The following is a 16,513-nucleotide window of genomic DNA, read 5'->3' as shown; positions in this document are numbered from 1 at the left end:
GATCAGCCGCGCTGGTTGTTCGGATCGGATGTGTAGATCCACTCCTGGTAGCTCGCGTTGACCTCGTCGAACAGCGCGCTGATCTCGGCCGCGGCCGCGGCGAGTGTCGCCTGGTCCGGTCCGTCTTCGGGTTCGAAGGCGCGTCGCACGGTGTCGGCGAGGGCATCCGCCTTGGCCTGGTCGTCCAGGTGCTCCAGCTCCGGGTTGATGCTGGCGGCCAGGAAGAAACCGGTGATCGTCGCGTTCATCGAGAAGACCAGGTGCGGCACGTCCTCGCGCACCAGGCCGTACTTGGTGATCAGCGCGAAGTACCGGTCGCTGAACAGCTGACCTTGGCTGCGCGTCGGCGACTCGTGCAGGCTGCCGAGCAGTTCGGTGTCGCCGATGACCAGCGCGCGCATCAGCGGCCTGCGCTGCGTCGCCAGGAACGACGAGTGCAGGAACCGATGCGGCCGGACCTCTTCGGGGTCGTGGCGCAGCCCGTCGACGAGTTCGGCGAGCAGCCCCGTCGACTCGCGCACGATGAGCGCCTCGAACAGCCGTTCCTTGGTGCGCCAGTGCAGGTAGACGGTCCCCTTGCCGATGCCTGCCTGCCTGGCGATGTCCTCGATGGTCACTTTCCGGTAGCCCAGCCGAATCATCAGTTCGCCCGCCGCATCGAGGATGCGGTCGGCGCGTTCGGTGGGCTGCGGCACGGGGCGCCTCCAAGGTCGAGATGGATCAGTCCGATGACTGCATGACCAATATTGAAATCTGGTCATCCGGTCAAGGTTCAAGATAGCGCGGCTCGACGACCGCGGCAATGGTCACCTGGAAGCGCAAAACACCCTGGTCGAGTTGCTCCCTCCGAGCGAACCCCGGCGCGCGCCTCCACCGTCGCGGGATTAGTTTCTGCAGGTGGTGCCCATGCCGGAGGGCTTTTCCCGCAGGCCGGAAGGGGGCACCATGGGATTTGCAGACTTCAACGACCGGCCGCGTCCGGAGCGGCCCGGCGCCGGAGCCTGGTGGTAACCAATCGGACATCGCCGCCCGACCCACGCTGACGAGCGGGACCAGGTGAGGGCCGTCCTGCCCGGCAGTGGTCGGAGCGGATCATGGAGAGGCCGCCTCAACGCACAGGGCGGCCTCTCTTCATGTCCGGGGTCATCGCGGCGGCAAGACGGCCGTCGATCACCCGACCGGGAGCTCCACGCTGGCGGTCTGCTCGGACAGGGCCACCACGCGTCCACCGCGCTCGCCGAGCTCCCGCAGGCGCCGCAGCGCGCTGCCGTTGAACCGCACCGCCTCGGTCGTGCGCTCGCTGGTCACCAGGTCTTCCAACGCCTTCCGCGCGGCATGTCCAGCATCCACTGTGGACTTCAACCCGCCGGTCGAGGCGAGCGAACCCCGCGCCGCGCCGAGTCGGCCCAGGGCGTCGTCGACGGCGTCGAGCAGCGCGATGCGATTGCCCTCGGTCATCGCCCGCACCAGCTCCGGCGCGCTTCCCGCGACGCGGGTGCCATCGCGGAACGAGCCAGCGGCCAGCGACAGCGAGAGCGGCCCGCCATCGGCCCCGACAGCGGCCAGCACCGCGGCGAACAGGTGCGGCAGGTGCGAGATGCGCGCGACCGCGGAGTCATGCGCCGCCGCCGAGGTAGGCACCACCTGGGCGCCGCAGTCCAACGCGAGCCGCGCGGCCTGCCGCCACGCGTCGATCGTGGTGTCCTCCTCGATGGTCACCGCCCACGCCGCACCCGCGAAGAGCTCGCCCGAACCGGCCGACCACCCGGAGCTGGAAACCCCGGCCATCGGGTGGCCGCCGGCGTACCGGGCATCGGGCAGCAGGCTGCGGACCTCGGCGTCGACCGGGTCCTTCACGCTCACCACGTCGGTCAACCAGGCCTCGGGAGCGTGTTGGGCGACCTGCCGCAGCACCTCGCGCACGGCGGTCAGCGGGGTCGCGACGACCACCAGCGCGTCCGCCTCCGCCGCACGCCGCAGCGCCGCGGAGATCTCAACCACGTCGAACCCGGCCGCCCGCGCGGCGGCGGCATCCGCCTCGGACGCCGTTGTCCCCCACACGGGTCGTCCAGCGGTTGCGGCGGCCCGCAGCACGGATCCACCGATGAGTCCCAGTCCGATCACGCACACGGCACGCATTGGCCCATCCTGCCCGACTCCACCGGTGACCACGCACCCGGTTGAGCGGCAAACCATGCCCGGATGGTTACGAGCACGCAATAGTGCTTTCGGGTGGCGTTCGTACGCTCTACGGTGTCCTCATGACGGTGCAGGAGCCGGTCGCTGGCTTCGCCGTCGCCGTGGTGCGGGAGGACGGGCGGTGGCGGTGCAGTGCGATGGACAAATCGGTGCTGACCGGCCTGGACGCCTCGATCACGGCGTTGCGCGAGCTGCGTTCCACCGGTGCGGTGTTCGGCATGTGCAATGTGGACGACGAATTCTTCGTGCTGACCAGACCGATACCCGGCGGCGTCGACCTGTTGCTGTCGGATGCCGCCGCCGCGCTGGACTACGACATCGCGGCCGACGTCCTCGACCTGTTGCGCATCGATCCGCCCGATGAGGACGACGAAGAGGTCTGGCCGGAGGGCAACCTGTCGATCCTGTCCGATCTCGGGCTGCCGGAGGGCGAGCTGTTGGTGATCATCGAAGAGGTCGACCTCTACCCGGACGAGCAGCTGGAGATGATCGCTCAGCGCTGCGGCTTCGGCGAGGAATTCGCGAAGGTGCTGGAGAAGCTGGACCAGTGAGCACTTCCGGTGCCCGCGCCGGGGATGCCGAGCTGGTGCGGGCCGCGTTGCGAGCCGCCGCCGAGGCACCGTCCACAGGGGATGTTCCCATCGGCGCCGTCGTGGTCGACCAGACCGGGCGGTTTCTCGGGCGAGCGCACAACCAGCGGGAGGCGTTGCGGGACCCGACGGCGCATGCGGAGATCCTCGCGTTGCGCGCCGCGGCCGCCGCGCACGGCGACGGCTGGCGCCTGGACGGCTGCACCCTCGCGGTCACCGTGGAGCCCTGCACGATGTGCGCTGGCGCGTTGGTGCTGGCCAGGGTCGCCAGAGTGGTGTTCGGAGTGTGGGAACCGCGGACCGGCGCGGTGGGCTCGCTGTGGGACGTGGTGCGCGATCGCCGCCTGAACCACCGGCCCGAGGTGGTCGGCGGCGTGCTGGCCGACGAGTGCGCCGCCGTGCTGGCGGACTTCTTCGCCCAACACCGCGACTGAGCTCGCCCTCGCGCTCGGATTTGCGCGGCAGCCGGTGCGCCCGCGGTTGCTTCCGAGCGGGCGCGGAACCCCGCGGTGCCCTGCTGCTCGGTGTCGCGCGGGCTTTATCCGACGGCTGCACATTCCACCGGTTCGGGTGGCCTGTCCGAACCGCGATCGACAACCCGGACTGTGACCATGAATTCGCTCCGCTCCAGTTGGGCGGGGCTCATCGCGTTGCAGGGGGTGACGTGGATCCGACTGACGCAGTTCTGGCCACCAGCATCGCGGCGGGCGACGTCGATGCCTTCGAACTGCTGGTGCGTCGCTATTCCGACGGGGTTTTCGGCATGGCGCTGCGGATGCTCGGCGATCGGGCGGAGGCCGAGGACGTCGTGCAGGAGGTGTTCGTCACGGTGTGGCGGCGAGCCGGGGGAATCGCCGCGCCGACGGCCCTGCGGCCCTGGTTGTTCCAGGTCGCGCGTCGCCGCTGCCTGATCGTGCTGCGCCGTCGCCGGACGCACCGCACCGACCCGGTCGGCGTGGTACCAGAGCACCGCGGCGCGGTCGGCGCGGCCGTGCTGACCGCCGACCCGCAGCGCGTCGTGGAGGCGGACGCGGGTGTGCTGGCGCTGCGGCGCGCGCTCGCGGGCCTGCCGACCCGGCAGCGCGATGTCTGGCTGCTCGCCGAGATCGACGGCCTGTCGTACCTGGAGATCGGCGAGCGGGTCGGGGCGGGCGAACAGGCGGTGCGCGGTCGGCTGTTCCGCGCCAGGGCGAGCCTGGCCGACATGATGCGCGCCTGGCGGTGACCCCCCTTTGTCGAACGACGTCGGTCGGCCGGTACGCTGGCTGGCGGTAGCGTGTCCGAGCGGCCGAAGGAGCGCGCCTCGAAAGCGCGTGTGGTTAACAGCCACCGTGGGTTCGAATCCCACCGCTACCGCAGGTGAGAGCCGGTTCCCGTTGATGATGGGAACCGGCTCTTTTCGTGCGATCTCAGTTGGCGCTGCCCGGCGGGCACCAGAACACCGGTTGAACCGTCGTCATCGTCGTCGTCCTGTTCTGCCGCTGACCAGATTCGGCGGCCCGGAAAGTACGTTTCGTGGGCCCGATTTCGGTCTGCGGTGCGGCGGTGCGCTGCCTGAGAGTCATGGCTAAGCTGAGCATCCATCCGCCGCGCGGAGCAGGCGGGGCCAGACCGCTATCGCGGACGGTGCCTGATGACTTCCCGTACGCCAGCCAGGACCGGCAGGACCAAGCCCATCCCCAGGACGATGAGCAGTACCGAGTCGATGAAGTTGCTCATGCGCTGCTCATCATCCGGGGTTCGTGGATTGAAGGGGTTGCCCACCGTAACGTTCTGCGGCTCGAAGTTGATCATTTGATGAATGCCGAACCAGATGAGCGCCCCGCCTCCGCCGACCATGGCCATTCCGACGATCGATGCAAGGGCAACAACGCCGACAGTCGCCACTTTGTCTGATAGAGGCACCAGATCCTCCCCACTGGGTGGCGGAAACGCCCCAGATTCAACCATTGCTTCTCCTTCGCCCAAAGATCTAGGGGCCGAGATAGGACTTGAGTCAGTCGATCGCATCAGCACGGCGCCCGGGTTGCCTGGCGACGTGCCCGGCCCGTGTGAGAGTCCCGAGGTGGTGACTCGCGGCCATGCCGAGCCGTCCACCTCAAGATCCTCGCCACCCCGGAGGGGTCTGGTCGTCATCACCAATCACGGGCATCCCTTCCATCCCCGGCGTCTGCTGGAGGAGCGCTGCGCATCCCTGATCAGATCGGGCAGTAGAGCGCCCAACCGCGTCCGATGGTCCGGCGACGTTTCCATGCCATTGCCAGCCATTCGCCCACGTAGGAGAGGTTCACCGGTACTGGTCGCCGCGGTCGCGGTGACCGGCTCCTGCATTTCTCCGGGCTTGTTCATTTGATCGTGTGCCGTTCGTCGCCTGCTGCCGGTAGCTTCGCGTGGATCAAGTCGCTTGGCGAAGGGGAAGCCGAAGTGCGCATCACGACGTCGTTGCTGGCCACCACGGGCATGCTGCTGTCGATCGCGCCGATCGCCGCCGCGCAGCAGCAGGTCCGCATCCACGACATCCAGGGCAGTACGCGGGTGTCCCCGCTGGTCGGTCAACGGGTGGCCGGGGTGCCGGGCGTGGTGACCGGGGTGCGCGGCTTCGGCCCGGCCCGCGGGTTCTGGTTCCAGGACCCCCGACCGGATGCGGATCCGCGCACCAGCGAGGGCTTGTTCGTGTTCACCGGGGAGCAGACTCCGGCAGTGGCGGTCGGGGACGTCGTATCGGTCGACGGGCTGGTCGCGGAGTACTACCCGGCGGCCGAGGGGGAGACACCGGAGACCACGCCGAACCAGTCGCTCACCGAGTTGTCCGAGGCGAGCTGGCAGGTCACCGGCCAGGGCGGGGTCCCGGCCGAAGTGGTCGGGCCGGAGACCGTGCCGGTCGAGTACGCACCGCAGGACGGCGCGATCGACAAGCGGGAGCTGGAGCCGCAGCGGTACGCGCTGGACTACTACGAGTCGCGGGAAGGCATGTCGCTGCGGGTCGACGACGTGCGGGTGGTCGGGCCGACCGATGCGTACCGCGCGCTGTGGATCACCACCAAACCGGAGCAGAACACCAATGGCCGAGGCGGCACCACCTACACCGGCTACGCCGATGCCAACGCCGGGCGGCTCAAGGTCGAGTCGCTGACGGACGGGTCGTTCCCGGCCGCGAACGTCGGCGACCAGCTGCGGGGCAGCACCGAAGGTCCGCTGGACTACACCCGCTTCGGCGGCTACGTGCTGGAAGCCGCCCGGCTCGGCGAGCACACACCGGGCGGCCTGCGACCCGAGTCGACGCGACCGCAGGGCGCTGACGAGCTCGCGATCGCCGCTTACAACGTGGAGAACCTCGCCGCTGGCAACGACCCGGCCAAGTTCGCCCGGCTCGCCGAGGGGATCGTCGACCGGCTCGCCGCGCCGGACATCGTTGCGCTGGAAGAGGTTCAGGACAACAACGGCCCGACCGACGACGGTGTGGTGGCCGCGGACCGGACCTTGCAGGAGTTCACCGACGCGATCGCGGCGGCGGGCGGGCCGCGCTACCTGTGGCGGCAGATCGACCCGCAGAACAACGCCGACGGCGGGGAGCCGGGCGGCAACATCCGGGTGGCGTTCCTGTTCAACCCGGCCCGGGTGTCCTTTGTGGATCGTCCGGGTGGGGACTCCACCACGCCCGTCTATCCGGTGGCCGAAGGCGACCGGGTCGCGCTGAGCGCGTCACCGGGCCGCATCGATCCGCGGAACGAGGCGTGGCGGGACAGCCGCAAGCCGCTGGTGGGTGAGTTCCTGTTCCGCGGCGCGCCGGTGCTCGTGGTGGCCAACCACTTCACCTCCAAGGGCGGGGACCAGCCGTTGCACGGCCGGTTCCAGCCGCCGACGCGCGCCTCGGAGCAGCAGCGGGAGCAGCAGGCGCGGGCGGTGCGCGGGTTCGTCGACGAGGTGCGGGCCATCGACGACCAGGCGAAGGTCGTGGTGCTCGGCGACCTCAACGACTTCGGGTTCGCCCCGGCCCTGACGCCGTTGACCGACGGGGGAGCGCTGGTGCCGCTGGCCGAGGGGCTGCCACCGGTCGAGCGCTACAGCTACGTCTTCGAGGGCAACTCCCAGCAGCTGGACCACATCCTGGTCAGCCCGTCGATCACCGCCGACTACGACATCGTGCACATCAACGCGGAATTCGCCGACCAGGCCAGCGATCACGACCCGCAGATCACCCGCATCCAGCCGTGAGCTCGTGAGTGGTTGTTCCGGCGAGAACCGGGATTTCCGCTCACGAGCTCGCGCGGACGTCCGCAGCGGAGAGGGATCAGGGCCGGACGTTCTGGTTGAGGTGAAAGAGGTTGTCGGGGTCGCAATTCCGCTTCGCCTCGACCAGCCGGTTGTAGTCGTGCTGGTTGATCCGGGCCTTGTGGGCGTGGCGAGCCTCGTCGAAACCCGCGTCGCGCGGGCAGATCACCTCGCCGCGATCCCGCTCCCGCAGCCTCTCGATCGTGATCATCGGTGCCTCCCGGGAAGGTCCCGTTGGGGCCACGGTGCGGCGCGCGTCGCCGGTCGCAAAGGGGCGTACTACCCGGTGGAAGCGAAAAGCCCCGGCGCGCAATCGCGTCCGGGGCTTTCGACCGGCGGAGGATACGGGATTCGAACCCGTGAGGGCTGTTAACCCAACACGATTTCCAATCGTGCGCCTTAGGCCGCTCGGCCAATCCTCCGCTGGGAAGCCTAGCAGAGGGCCTTCTGAGCAGCGGATATGGGTCGTGACCTGGGGCGACGGTCGGGCGTTGGGATCTTGCGCAGCGCTTGGAGACCAACACTATTCGAGGGTCCGTGACCTGAGGACGACTAACGCGACGGCTGCGGTCCGGGGCATGCTGGCGGATCGTTGGCGCAAGACGAAGAAGCTCTCGCCGAACACGGAGCGTGGTTGCCCCTGCGTTCCGCGGCGGCGGCTGGCCGCTGACGACATGCGCTGCTGAGGTCAGTCGTTGCGCTGGTTTGCGGGATCGCGATTCGTAGCCTGATCAGGCCTGGCTTCGACCGGTCGAAGCCAGCCGTTGTCGCCGCCAACGGTGTGCTGCGCCGGACATCCGGCCCATCAGCGGCACGTCCTGCGGACGCCAGGCTCGTCCGGTGAGGGTGGGGCGGTAGCCCCCGAACTTCTTCGAATGCAACCTCGTAGCGCTTCCGCTCCAGCTCGGCCGACTTCGGGCGCGGTCTTGGCAGGCGCGGCGACGCGACGTAAAGTACTTTCTACATAGAAAATTGATGCGAAGGGGGCAATCGTGGAGGACTCAGTAGCGGCACTCGGTGAAGTCGAGCGGCAGCGGCGACGGCTGGGCGAGCGGTTTCGCTTACCCGCCTGGTACTTCGTGCTCTACGGCGCGGGTGGCGCTGCGGTACTGGCCGCTCCGGCGGCGATGGTGCTGCTCGATCGGAACATCGCGATCATGATCGTCCTGCAGCTGTTCGGCGTGTTCGCCTTGTGCACCCCGGTATTCCTGGTGCCCAGGCTGACCGGCGTGCGGCTGCCGTTCGCGACCTCGTCCACCTATCCATCGGTCCTGCGCACGGTTTGGGTCCAGGTGGGTGTGCTGGCGATCGGTACCGTTGGAGTGCTGCTGCTCTCCCTCAACGGGCTGGCGCTGCTCGCGCTGGCGGTGGCAGCGATTGGCGGGCTCGGTGCGGGGCTCGCGCTCAATCGGGTCTACCTGGGCATTGGTCGGGATATCGCGGAGGGGAAGGCGCGGACGTGATCGACTCGGTCATCCACCCGTTGCCTCGGTTGTCGATCTGCGCGCTGTTGGCCGGGGGCGTGGACTGGGTGGAGTTCAAGGTGGTCCGGGACTCGACCGAGCTCAGCGACTCGATGTTGTCGAAGCATTCGCGGGCGCTGGAGGACGCGGGTTACCTGGAGGTGCGCAAGGGGGCGGTCGGTCGGCGTCCGCGCACTTGGTTCCGGCTGACAGACCAGGGCAAGAAGGCGTATCGCGGGCACGTCGAAGCACTGCGGCGGATGACGGAGAACGTTCCGGTCGATCAGTGACCGGGGTACTCCGCCGAGCGCTGGCGGTGTCGGGTTACACTGAACGCGGACCTCGTGCGGCGTCCATCCTGTGAACTCCCCCAGGGCCGGAAGGCAGCAAGGGTAAGCGGGCTCTGGCGGGTGCGCGGGGTCCCCTTATTTCTCCAGTGCGCGGGTCGTCCCATCCCGCCGTGCGGTTGGCGCCGGAGCGCATCGGCCCACCTGCTCGTTCCGGCGGTTGGCCGCGTGCCAAGGTCCTGTCCGAGTTGTGTCAGCCTCACCGCGTAGGGTTTCGACCGTGGCGCTCGCCCTCTACCGCAAGTACCGGCCTGCGACCTTCGCCGAGGTCGTCGGGCAAGACCACGTCACCGAGCCGCTGCGGACCGCGCTGTCCTCCGGGCGGATCAACCACGCGTACCTGTTCTCCGGGCCGCGCGGTTGCGGTAAGACCTCCAGCGCCCGCATCCTCGCCCGCTCGCTGAACTGCGCGCAGGGCCCGACTCCCGAACCGTGCGGGGAATGCGATTCGTGCGTCGCGCTGGCGCCCGAAGGCGGCGGCAGCGTCGACGTCGTCGAACTCGACGCGGCCAGCCACGGTGGCGTGGACGACACCCGCGAGCTGCGCGACAAGGCGTTCTTCGCGCCCGCCCAGTCGCGGTACCGGATTTTCATCATCGACGAGGCCCACATGGTCACCACGCAGGGCTTCAACGCCCTGCTGAAGATCGTCGAGGAGCCGCCGGAACACCTGATCTTCGTCTTCGCCACCACTGAACCGGACAAGGTGCTCACCACCATCCGGTCCCGGACCCACCACTACCCGTTCCGGCTGATGCCGCCGGGCGTGATGCGCGAACTCGTCGAACGCATCTGCCAGGACGAAGGCGTGCAGGTCGAGCCCCCGGTGTTCCCGCTGGTGATCCGGGCCGGTGGCGGCTCCGCCCGCGACACGCTGAGCGTGCTCGACCAACTGCTCGCCGGGGCGAGCGCCGATGGTGTCACCTACGAGCGGGCGATGGCGCTGCTCGGGGTGACCGACGTCGCGTTGATCGACGACATGGTGGACGCGCTGGCGGCGGGTGATGGCTCGGCCGTCTACGGCACCGTCGACCGGCTCGTGGAAGCCGGGCACGATCCGCGCCGGTTCGGTTCCGACCTGCTCGATCGGCTGCGCGACTTGGTGCTGCTCAACTCAGTGCCGGACGCCGCGCAGCGCGGCCTGGTGGACGCGGCCGGGGACGAGCTCGCCCGGATGCAGAACCAGGCCGAACAGCTCGGTGCGGCAACGCTGTCCCGGTTCGCCGAGATCGTCCACACCGGACTTTCCGAGATGCGCGGCGCCACCGCGGCCCGGCTGCTGCTCGAACTGCTCTGCGCGCGGATGCTGCTGCCCACCGCGTCCAACTCGGAAACCGCGCTGCTGCAACGGTTGGAGCGCGTCGAGCGCCGCATGACCATCGCGCCGGGCGAGGGCGCCGCGCAGCCGCAGGTGGATGCCGCACCTGCGGCGGATGGTGAGGCACGGCCACGGCGCGTCTTCCAGCGGCCGAACGAGCGCGCGGCGCAGGAGGCGGCCGAGCCGCCCCGCGCGGAGCCCGCGCGTCCCGCGGAATCGGTGCGCGCGGAACCGGTGCGGCCTGCGGAACCGGTCCGTCCTGCGGAACCACCGAAGGCGCCTGAGCCCGCGGCTCCGGAGGTTCCGGCCGCCGAGTCGACGGCACCGGCGCGGGGTCGGTTCGACGCGGCTGAAGTGCGGCGGGTGTGGACGGACGTGCTGCAGGCGGTCGCGAAGCGGAATCGTCCGACGCAGGCGCTGTTGCTCAACGCCACGGTCCAGGATCTCAACGACGGCACGCTGGTGTTGGCCATGCCGACTTCCGGGCTGGTCAAGCAGCTCGCGCAGCAGCGGCGACTGGACTTCGTCCGGGATGCGCTGCAAGAAGTGCTCGGCGGCGAGTGGGACATCCAGTGCGTCGAGGCCGGTGCGGCGCCGCCTGCCCCGGCGCGTCCGGCGGCGCCGAAGCAGCCGCCGCAGCCGCCGCGCCGGGAGGCCCCGCAACGCCGGTCGGCCAACCCGCAGAGCGAGCCGTCCGACGGCCCGACCCCTGGCGGCCAGTCGACCAACGGTCGGGCCCGGGGGCAGGCGAGTACGTCGGCGCGCCAGGGTTCGGTGCCGCGTCCGCCGGAGCCGGACGACATCCCGCCGCCGCCCGAACCGCCGGACGACGAGCCTCCGCCGCCGGACGACGTGCCGCCGCCTCCGGAGCCGCCCCGGCCGCCGGAGGAGGCACCCGCCCCGAAACCGAAGCCGCCGGTCGTCGAGGACGACGAGGACCCGGAGGCGATGCTCGCCGAATCGTCCCCGATCGACGCTTCGACGCCCGTTGGCCCGGACCCGGAAGCCGCGGCGGTCGAACTCTTCGAACGCGAACTCGGCGCCCGCCGCATCGAGGGCTGACAACGCCCGGCCCCGTGGCGGGGTTCAGCAGCGTGCTCATGAGCGACTCCTCAGCCGCGGGTCATGGGCGTTTCGCCAGGTGGCGGGCGAGGAAGGCGAGGGCTCGCGGGTAGGCGTCCAGGCGGTTGACGCGTTTGGCCAGACCGTGGCCCTCGTCGTCGTAGACCAGCAGTTCGCACTCCAGCCCGTTGGCCCGGACCGCTGCGGCGATCTGCTCGGCCTCGGACAGCGGTACCCGCGGATCGTTGGCCCCGTGCAGCACGAACAGCGGTGCCGCGATCGCCGCGACCCTGGTCAGCGGCGATGCCTCCCGCAGGAAAGCGGTGTCGGCGGCCAGCGAACCGTACTCGCGCTCGCGGTGCGCGCGCCGGTACGCGGCGGTGTTCTCCAGGAACGTGACCAGCGACGAAATCCCGACGATGTCGACCCCGGCCGCCCACCGCCTCGGCTGGAAGGCCAACCCGGCGAGCACCATGTACCCGCCGTACGAGCCGCCCCACAGCGCGGCCCGCTCGGGGTCCAGGCCGATCGTCGGCAACCAGTCGTGCAGATCGCCGAGGTCGGCCACCGCCGCCAGCCGGTTGCGGCCGTCGTCGGCCGAGTACCAGCGCTTGCCGTAGCCGGTGGAGCCGCGCACGTTGGGCACCAGCACGGTGTGCCCCTGCGTGACGAGTGCCTGCACGATCGGGTTGAACGACCGGATCGACTGGCTTTCCGGGCCGCCGTGCACGAGCAGCACCGCCGAACCGGCCAGCTGCGGATCGGGCTCGCCCGGCCGGTACACGAAGCACGGCACCCGTTCGTCATCGCGGGTCGGTACCCGGTGCGTGCTCGGTTCGACCGGGTGCTGGCCGTCGAGCTGCGCTGCCGAATCGGTCAGCGCTCGGCAGTCGCCGGTCGAAGCGTCCACCAGCAGCGCGTCGCCGGGGATCGTCGGGGCGCTGAACGACAGCGCCGCGAATCGCGAGTCCGGCGACCAGACCGGGGCGGGTAGCGGGTACGCGCACCAGCCGTCGGCGGGCAACCGGACCACTCGCCGCACCGCGCCCGTGGCGGCGTCGTGCAGCGTCAGCCGACTCGCGCCGTCCTCGTTGGCCTGCACCAGCAGGGTCGAACCGTCCGGGGCGAGCCAGCCGGTGAGGTCGTGCTCGTCGGAGGTCACCAACCAGCGTCGGGTGCGGGTGCGCGGGTCGATGCGCGCGATGCCGGTGTGGTCCCGGCCCAAGTCGCTGGTGACGATCAGCCCGGAACCGTCGGGCAGCCAGCCGATGTTGGTGTGCCGGGCGGGTTCGTCGCGGTCGGTCAGCACCAGCACGTGATCGGCTTCGGTCATCGGCATGGTGTTGACCAGGATCAGCTGGTCGGACATCGACCGCGCGGCCGGTATGGTCAGCGCCACGTATTGGCTGTCCGGTGAGGCCGCCACCGACAGGACCATGCCGCCCCGGTCGTAGACGACCTGCTCTTCGCCGGTGATCACGCTGCGGATCACCACGTCGAAGTCGATGTCGTTGCGGCGGTTGGTCGCGTAGACGATCCGGCCCGGCAGGACGTCGAGCAGCCGGTGCACGTGCTCGCGGTCGCGGACCAGCGGTACCAGGTCGCGCAGCTGGGCGGGGCCGGTGCGCGGTTCGTCCAGGCGCAGCAGGGACAGCTGGCTGCGCTCGTCGCCGTCGGTGTCGTGCTGCACGATCACCGCTGGCTCACCGGGCAGGTACCGGCCGCTGACCGCGCCGGGTAGTGCGGTCAGCGGGGTGCGGTCGCCGTCGGCGAGTTCGACGAGCTGGATCGAGCCGGATTCGTCGGAGCCGGCCAGGACCCGACCGGTGTCGGCCACATCGAAGGCCCGCCAGCTGGTCAGCTCCAGCAACCGCACGATGTCCAGCACCATGTGATCACCTTGTCATGCTTCGCAGCCGCCGCCCAGGGCCATGAGTGCCGTCCCGGGACCCGCCACCCGCGCAACAGAGCTCGTCGCTGAACTCGTGCTGCGTGGCGGGGCAAGCGGCTGGCGTCGCTTCGAGAACAGAAACAACAACGAGTGCTCAGCTGCCCCTTCGCGGGTGGCGACGCTACCCGCACCGCCACGCGGAGCAGGCCGTGCATTCTCTAGGCTGGTGGCGTACCCGGTGCGAGGTACGTGCGCGCCAGCCGGAGGAGGATCACGGTGCAGCCAGGTGGCCAGCCGAACATGCAGCAGATCATGGAACAGGCGCAGAAGATGCAGCAGCAGCTGATGACCGCGCAGCAGGAGCTCGCCGCTGCGGAAGTCACCGGAAGCGCCGGTGGCGGCCTGGTGACCGCGACCGTCAGCGGTGCGGGCGAGCTGAAGGGGCTGTCGATCGACCCGAAGGCAGCCGACCCGGAGGACACCGAGACGTTGGCCGATCTGGTGGTCGCGGCGGTGCGCGACGCCAACCGGGCGGCGCAGGAACTGCAGGCCGAGAAGATGGGCCCGCTGACCAGCGCGTTCGGCGGGGGCGGCCCGGACCTCGGTGGGCTGAGCCTGCCGGGCATGTGAGCCGACCGGGCACCGGCCCCGGTACGCGAGCCCGCGCTGCCAACCCGACGGCGGACCCATTCCATCGGACACCGTCGACGGTCGGGAGGGCCGCGCTGGGCAGAGGTCTTGGCATCGGCACCCGTTGAAACGAGCGATACGTGTACGAAGGTCCGGTTCAGGATTTGATCGATGAGCTCGGCAGATTGCCGGGCATCGGTCCCAAGAGCGCGCAGCGCATCGCCTTCCACCTGCTCGCGGCCGAGCCCGCGGACGTGACCCGGCTGCAGGAGGTGCTGCAGAAGGTCAAGGAAGGCGTGGTGTTCTGCGACATCTGCGGCAACGTTTCGGAGGAGACGACCTGCCGCATCTGCCGGGACGCCCGGCGCGACAAGACGCTGGTGTGCGTCGTCGAAGAACCCAAGGACGTGCTGGCCGTCGAACGCACCCGCGAGTTCAAGGGTCGCTACCACGTGCTCGGCGGCGCGCTCGATCCGCTGTCCGGGGTGGGGCCGGACCAGCTGCGGGTGCGCGAACTGCTGGCCCGCATCGGACAGGACGAGATCGCCGAGGTGATCATCGCGACGGACCCGAACACCGAGGGCGAGGCGACCGCCACCTACCTGTTGCGGATGCTGCGGGACTTCCCCGGCCTGACGGTCACCAGGCTGGCCTCCGGTCTGCCGATGGGGGGCGACCTGGAATTCGCCGACGAGCTGACGCTCGGCCGAGCCCTCTCCGGCCGCCGCGCGATGTAGCGAGTTCGGGTGATCTCCGGCCGGACCGGCGGTTTGCCGTCCACCCGGCCGAGATTCGGTCGGGGCGGGCCGATTTTCCTAGGTTTTTACCGGATTTCCCAGCCCCCGGGTGGATTGTCGCGCCCCATCTGGGCAGCCCAACAGCCTCGACCACCTGGGTGAATGCCCGAAAATTCGGCCGTTCATTAGGCGCGCCTAAGTAGTGGGATCGTAACCTCAGCTACCCCACTGAACTCCTAATGCGAGTTAGTCTCACGGAACTCTGAGACCTGAGACACACCGAGGTGCTTCCATGAGTAGAGCTCCATCGGCGCTGCGTCGCGCACCAAGCGCGCGGCGCCGTGTTGTGACCGCAGCCGTCGCACTCGTCGCGGCGACATCGCTGGCGGCCTGCGCGCAATCACAGCGCGATGCCGGTGGCGGCGCAGGCGGCACATTCACCTTCGGTGCGGCCGGTGCACCCGACCTGTTCGACCCGTTCTACGCCTCCGACGGTGAGACCTTCCGGGTCACCAGGCAGATGACCGAGGGGCTGGTCGGGTTCAAGCCCGGATCCTCCGACGTCGAACCGGAGCTCGCCGAGAGCTGGGACCACAGCCCGGACGGCAAGACCTGGACCTTCAAGCTCCGCCAGGGCGTCAAGTTCCACGACGGCACCGACTTCAACGCCGACGCGGTGTGCAAGAACTTCCAGCGCATGTACAACCAGACCGGCGCTGGCCAGAACAACGCGCTGTCCTACTACTGGATCGAGAACTTCGGCGGTTTCGCCGACGGCAAGAGCCCCTCGCTGTACCAGAGCTGCGACGCAGCGGATCCGGCCACTGCCGTGGTGCACCTGACCCGGGCCACCTCGAAGTTCCCGGACCTGCTCGGGCTGCCGTCGTTCAGCATGCAGTCGCCGACCGCGATGGACCAGTACCAGGCCAACAACGTCCAGGCGCAGGGCGACAGCTTCGTGTACCCGGAGTACGCCAGGTCGCACCCGACCGGCACCGGCCCGTTCAAGTTCGTCTCCTACGACGAGAGCAACGGCACCATCAAGCTGGCCCGCAACGACCAGTACTGGGGCGAGAAGGCCAAGGTCAGCGAGCTGATCTTCCGCATCATCCCGGACGAGACGGCGCGCAAGCAGGAGCTGGAATCCGGCGCCATCGACGGCTACGACTACCCGAACGCCGCCGACCTGAAGTCGCTGCGCGACGCCGGGAACACCGTCCAGGTCCGCGACCCGTTCAACATCATGTACCTGGGCATCACGCAGAAGAACAACCCGGCGCTGCAGGACCTGCGGGTGCGCCAGGCGCTGGCCTACGCGATCGACCGGGAGACGCTGGTCAAGGCCAACCTGCCGGAAGGTGCGTCGGTGGCCACCCAGTTCTACCCGAACACGGTGGACGGCTACGCCCCGGACGTGCAGCAGTACCCGCACGACCCAGCCAGGGCGCGGCAGCTGCTCACCGAGGCGGGCGCGTCGAACCTGACGGTGAACTTCTACTGGCCGACCGAGGTCACCCGGCCGTACATGCCGGACCCGCAGGGCATCTACAACGCCATCGCCGAGGACCTGCGCGAGGCCGGTATCACCGTCAACCCGATCAGCAAGCCGTGGAACGGCGGCTACATCGACGACGTGGACAACGCCAGGGCGGACATCTTCCTGCTCGGTTGGACCGGCGACTACAACACGCCGGACAACTTCATCGGCACGTTCTTCGGTACGCCGACCAACCGCTTCTACACCGCTGCCGCGCCGTGGGGCGAAGACCTGGCGGCGCAGTTGCGGGCGGCCGACAGCGAGCCCGACGAGGCCAAGCGCAACCAGATGTACCAGGACCTCAACCGCAGGTTGCTGGCCGAGTACCTGCCCGCGGTGCCGCTGTCGCACTCGCCGCCGGCGATCGTGACCAGCCCTCGGGTCCAGGGTCTGCAGACCTCGCCGTTGACCGCCGAGGAATTCGCGTCGGTGAGCGTCTCGGAGCAGTGAGTTGATCGCGGTTTCGC

Annotated in this window: 15 protein-coding genes, 2 tRNA genes and 1 other RNA gene; 12 read left to right on the top strand and 6 right to left on the bottom strand. The window is 69.5% G+C overall.

The window, feature by feature from the left end:
- Positions 1–2: 2 nt before the first annotated feature.
- Together ACTWQN_RS21240 and ACTWQN_RS21235 are read right to left on the bottom strand one after the other, a co-directional pair.
- Positions 3–695, bottom strand: a complete 693-nt coding sequence (locus ACTWQN_RS21240; RefSeq protein WP_443205267.1) for a TetR/AcrR family transcriptional regulator — start codon at positions 693–695, stop codon at positions 3–5.
- Between the two features lie 475 nt (positions 696–1,170).
- Positions 1,171–2,139: a prephenate dehydrogenase gene (locus ACTWQN_RS21235; protein WP_443205266.1), complete on the bottom strand. Its 969-nt coding sequence runs from the start codon at positions 2,137–2,139 to the stop codon at positions 1,171–1,173.
- Between the two features lie 122 nt (positions 2,140–2,261).
- On the opposite strand from ACTWQN_RS21235, the gene ACTWQN_RS21230 reads away from it, so the two are divergent.
- The 4 genes from ACTWQN_RS21230 (at position 2,262) to ACTWQN_RS21215 (ending at position 4,145) form a co-directional block, all read left to right on the top strand.
- Entirely contained in the window at positions 2,262–2,750 is a 489-nt protein-coding gene (locus tag ACTWQN_RS21230) for a tRNA adenosine deaminase-associated protein (protein ID WP_443205265.1), read from the top strand.
- Positions 2,747–3,223, top strand: coding sequence for a nucleoside deaminase (locus ACTWQN_RS21225; protein ID WP_443205264.1), 477 nt, complete (start codon positions 2,747–2,749; stop codon positions 3,221–3,223). Before ACTWQN_RS21230 ends, ACTWQN_RS21225 begins: the two co-directional genes overlap by 4 nt.
- 230 nt (positions 3,224–3,453) lie before the next feature.
- Positions 3,454–4,014 carry an RNA polymerase sigma factor gene (locus tag ACTWQN_RS21220; protein WP_443205263.1) on the top strand — a complete coding sequence of 187 codons (561 nt, stop codon included), beginning with the start codon at positions 3,454–3,456 and terminating at the stop codon, positions 4,012–4,014.
- 45 nt (positions 4,015–4,059) lie between these two features.
- Positions 4,060–4,145: transfer RNA gene (locus tag ACTWQN_RS21215), tRNA-Ser, on the top strand.
- A gap of 258 nt (positions 4,146–4,403) precedes the next feature.
- Here ACTWQN_RS21215 and ACTWQN_RS21210 read toward each other — a convergent pair.
- A complete protein-coding gene (locus ACTWQN_RS21210; protein WP_443205262.1) occupies positions 4,404–4,739 on the bottom strand; it encodes a hypothetical protein in 336 nt (111 codons plus the stop codon).
- Between the two features lie 510 nt (positions 4,740–5,249).
- Here ACTWQN_RS21210 and ACTWQN_RS21205 point away from each other — a divergent pair.
- Positions 5,250–7,004, top strand: coding sequence for a DUF8508 domain-containing protein (locus ACTWQN_RS21205; RefSeq protein ID WP_443205354.1), 1,755 nt, complete (start codon positions 5,250–5,252; stop codon positions 7,002–7,004).
- A 76-nt stretch (positions 7,005–7,080) separates the two neighbouring features.
- Here the strand turns inward: ACTWQN_RS21205 and ACTWQN_RS21200 are convergent, their stop codons facing one another.
- Positions 7,081–7,272 (bottom strand): BBE domain-containing protein, encoded by a 192-nt coding sequence (locus tag ACTWQN_RS21200; protein WP_443205261.1) that lies wholly within the window; start codon positions 7,270–7,272, stop codon positions 7,081–7,083.
- A 125-nt stretch (positions 7,273–7,397) separates the two neighbouring features.
- Positions 7,398–7,483, bottom strand: a tRNA-Ser gene (locus ACTWQN_RS21195).
- A 570-nt stretch (positions 7,484–8,053) separates the two neighbouring features.
- On the opposite strand from ACTWQN_RS21195, the gene ACTWQN_RS21190 reads away from it, so the two are divergent.
- From ACTWQN_RS21190 to ACTWQN_RS21175, 4 genes are all read left to right on the top strand, one after another.
- Complete coding sequence (locus ACTWQN_RS21190; protein ID WP_443205260.1) at positions 8,054–8,524, top strand: hypothetical protein; 471 nt, start codon at positions 8,054–8,056, stop codon at positions 8,522–8,524.
- Positions 8,521–8,814, top strand: a complete 294-nt coding sequence (locus ACTWQN_RS21185) for a winged helix-turn-helix domain-containing protein (RefSeq protein WP_443205259.1) — start codon at positions 8,521–8,523, stop codon at positions 8,812–8,814. Before ACTWQN_RS21190 ends, ACTWQN_RS21185 begins: the two co-directional genes overlap by 4 nt.
- A gap of 44 nt (positions 8,815–8,858) precedes the next feature.
- An RNA gene (gene ffs / locus ACTWQN_RS21180) (signal recognition particle sRNA small type) lies at positions 8,859–8,953 on the top strand.
- 138 nt (positions 8,954–9,091) lie between these two features.
- The gene (locus ACTWQN_RS21175; RefSeq protein WP_443205258.1) at positions 9,092–11,251 is read left to right on the top strand and encodes a DNA polymerase III subunit gamma and tau; all 2,160 of its coding nucleotides are present in this window, start codon (positions 9,092–9,094) and stop codon (positions 11,249–11,251) included.
- Between the two features lie 61 nt (positions 11,252–11,312).
- Here the strand turns inward: ACTWQN_RS21175 and ACTWQN_RS21170 are convergent, their stop codons facing one another.
- Positions 11,313–13,142, bottom strand: a complete 1,830-nt coding sequence (locus ACTWQN_RS21170) for a S9 family peptidase (RefSeq protein ID WP_443205257.1) — start codon at positions 13,140–13,142, stop codon at positions 11,313–11,315.
- A gap of 300 nt (positions 13,143–13,442) precedes the next feature.
- On the opposite strand from ACTWQN_RS21170, the gene ACTWQN_RS21165 reads away from it, so the two are divergent.
- From ACTWQN_RS21165 to ACTWQN_RS21155, 3 genes are all read left to right on the top strand, one after another.
- Positions 13,443–13,772, top strand: coding sequence for a YbaB/EbfC family nucleoid-associated protein (locus tag ACTWQN_RS21165; RefSeq protein WP_242191264.1), 330 nt, complete (start codon positions 13,443–13,445; stop codon positions 13,770–13,772).
- 140 nt (positions 13,773–13,912) lie between these two features.
- A complete protein-coding gene (recR, locus tag ACTWQN_RS21160; protein WP_443205256.1) occupies positions 13,913–14,509 on the top strand; it encodes a recombination mediator RecR in 597 nt (198 codons plus the stop codon).
- Between the two features lie 292 nt (positions 14,510–14,801).
- Entirely contained in the window at positions 14,802–16,496 is a 1,695-nt protein-coding gene (locus tag ACTWQN_RS21155; RefSeq protein WP_443205255.1) for an ABC transporter substrate-binding protein, read from the top strand.
- The last annotated feature ends 17 nt before the right edge of the window (positions 16,497–16,513 follow it).

This window comes from Saccharopolyspora antiqui (assembly GCF_052246905.1).
GTDB lineage: Bacteria > Actinomycetota > Actinomycetes > Mycobacteriales > Pseudonocardiaceae > Saccharopolyspora.
This window is presented reverse-complemented; position numbering and strand designations above follow the sequence as displayed.

Coding starts and splice junctions, on each gene's coding strand:
- ACTWQN_RS21170 (WP_443205257.1), bottom strand. CDS start 13,142: ATGGTGCTGGACATCGTGCGGTTGCTGGAGCTGACCAGCTGGCGGGCC.
- ACTWQN_RS21165 (WP_242191264.1), top strand. CDS start 13,443: ATGCAGCAGATCATGGAACAGGCGCAGAAGATGCAGCAGCAGCTGATG.
- ACTWQN_RS21200 (WP_443205261.1), bottom strand. CDS start 7,272: ATGATCACGATCGAGAGGCTGCGGGAGCGGGATCGCGGCGAGGTGATC.
- ACTWQN_RS21235 (WP_443205266.1), bottom strand. CDS start 2,139: ATGCGTGCCGTGTGCGTGATCGGACTGGGACTCATCGGTGGATCCGTG.
- ACTWQN_RS21155 (WP_443205255.1), top strand. CDS start 14,802: ATGAGTAGAGCTCCATCGGCGCTGCGTCGCGCACCAAGCGCGCGGCGC.
- ACTWQN_RS21230 (WP_443205265.1), top strand. CDS start 2,262: ATGACGGTGCAGGAGCCGGTCGCTGGCTTCGCCGTCGCCGTGGTGCGG.
- ACTWQN_RS21205 (WP_443205354.1), top strand. CDS start 5,250: ATGCTGCTGTCGATCGCGCCGATCGCCGCCGCGCAGCAGCAGGTCCGC.
- ACTWQN_RS21210 (WP_443205262.1), bottom strand. CDS start 4,739: ATGGTTGAATCTGGGGCGTTTCCGCCACCCAGTGGGGAGGATCTGGTG.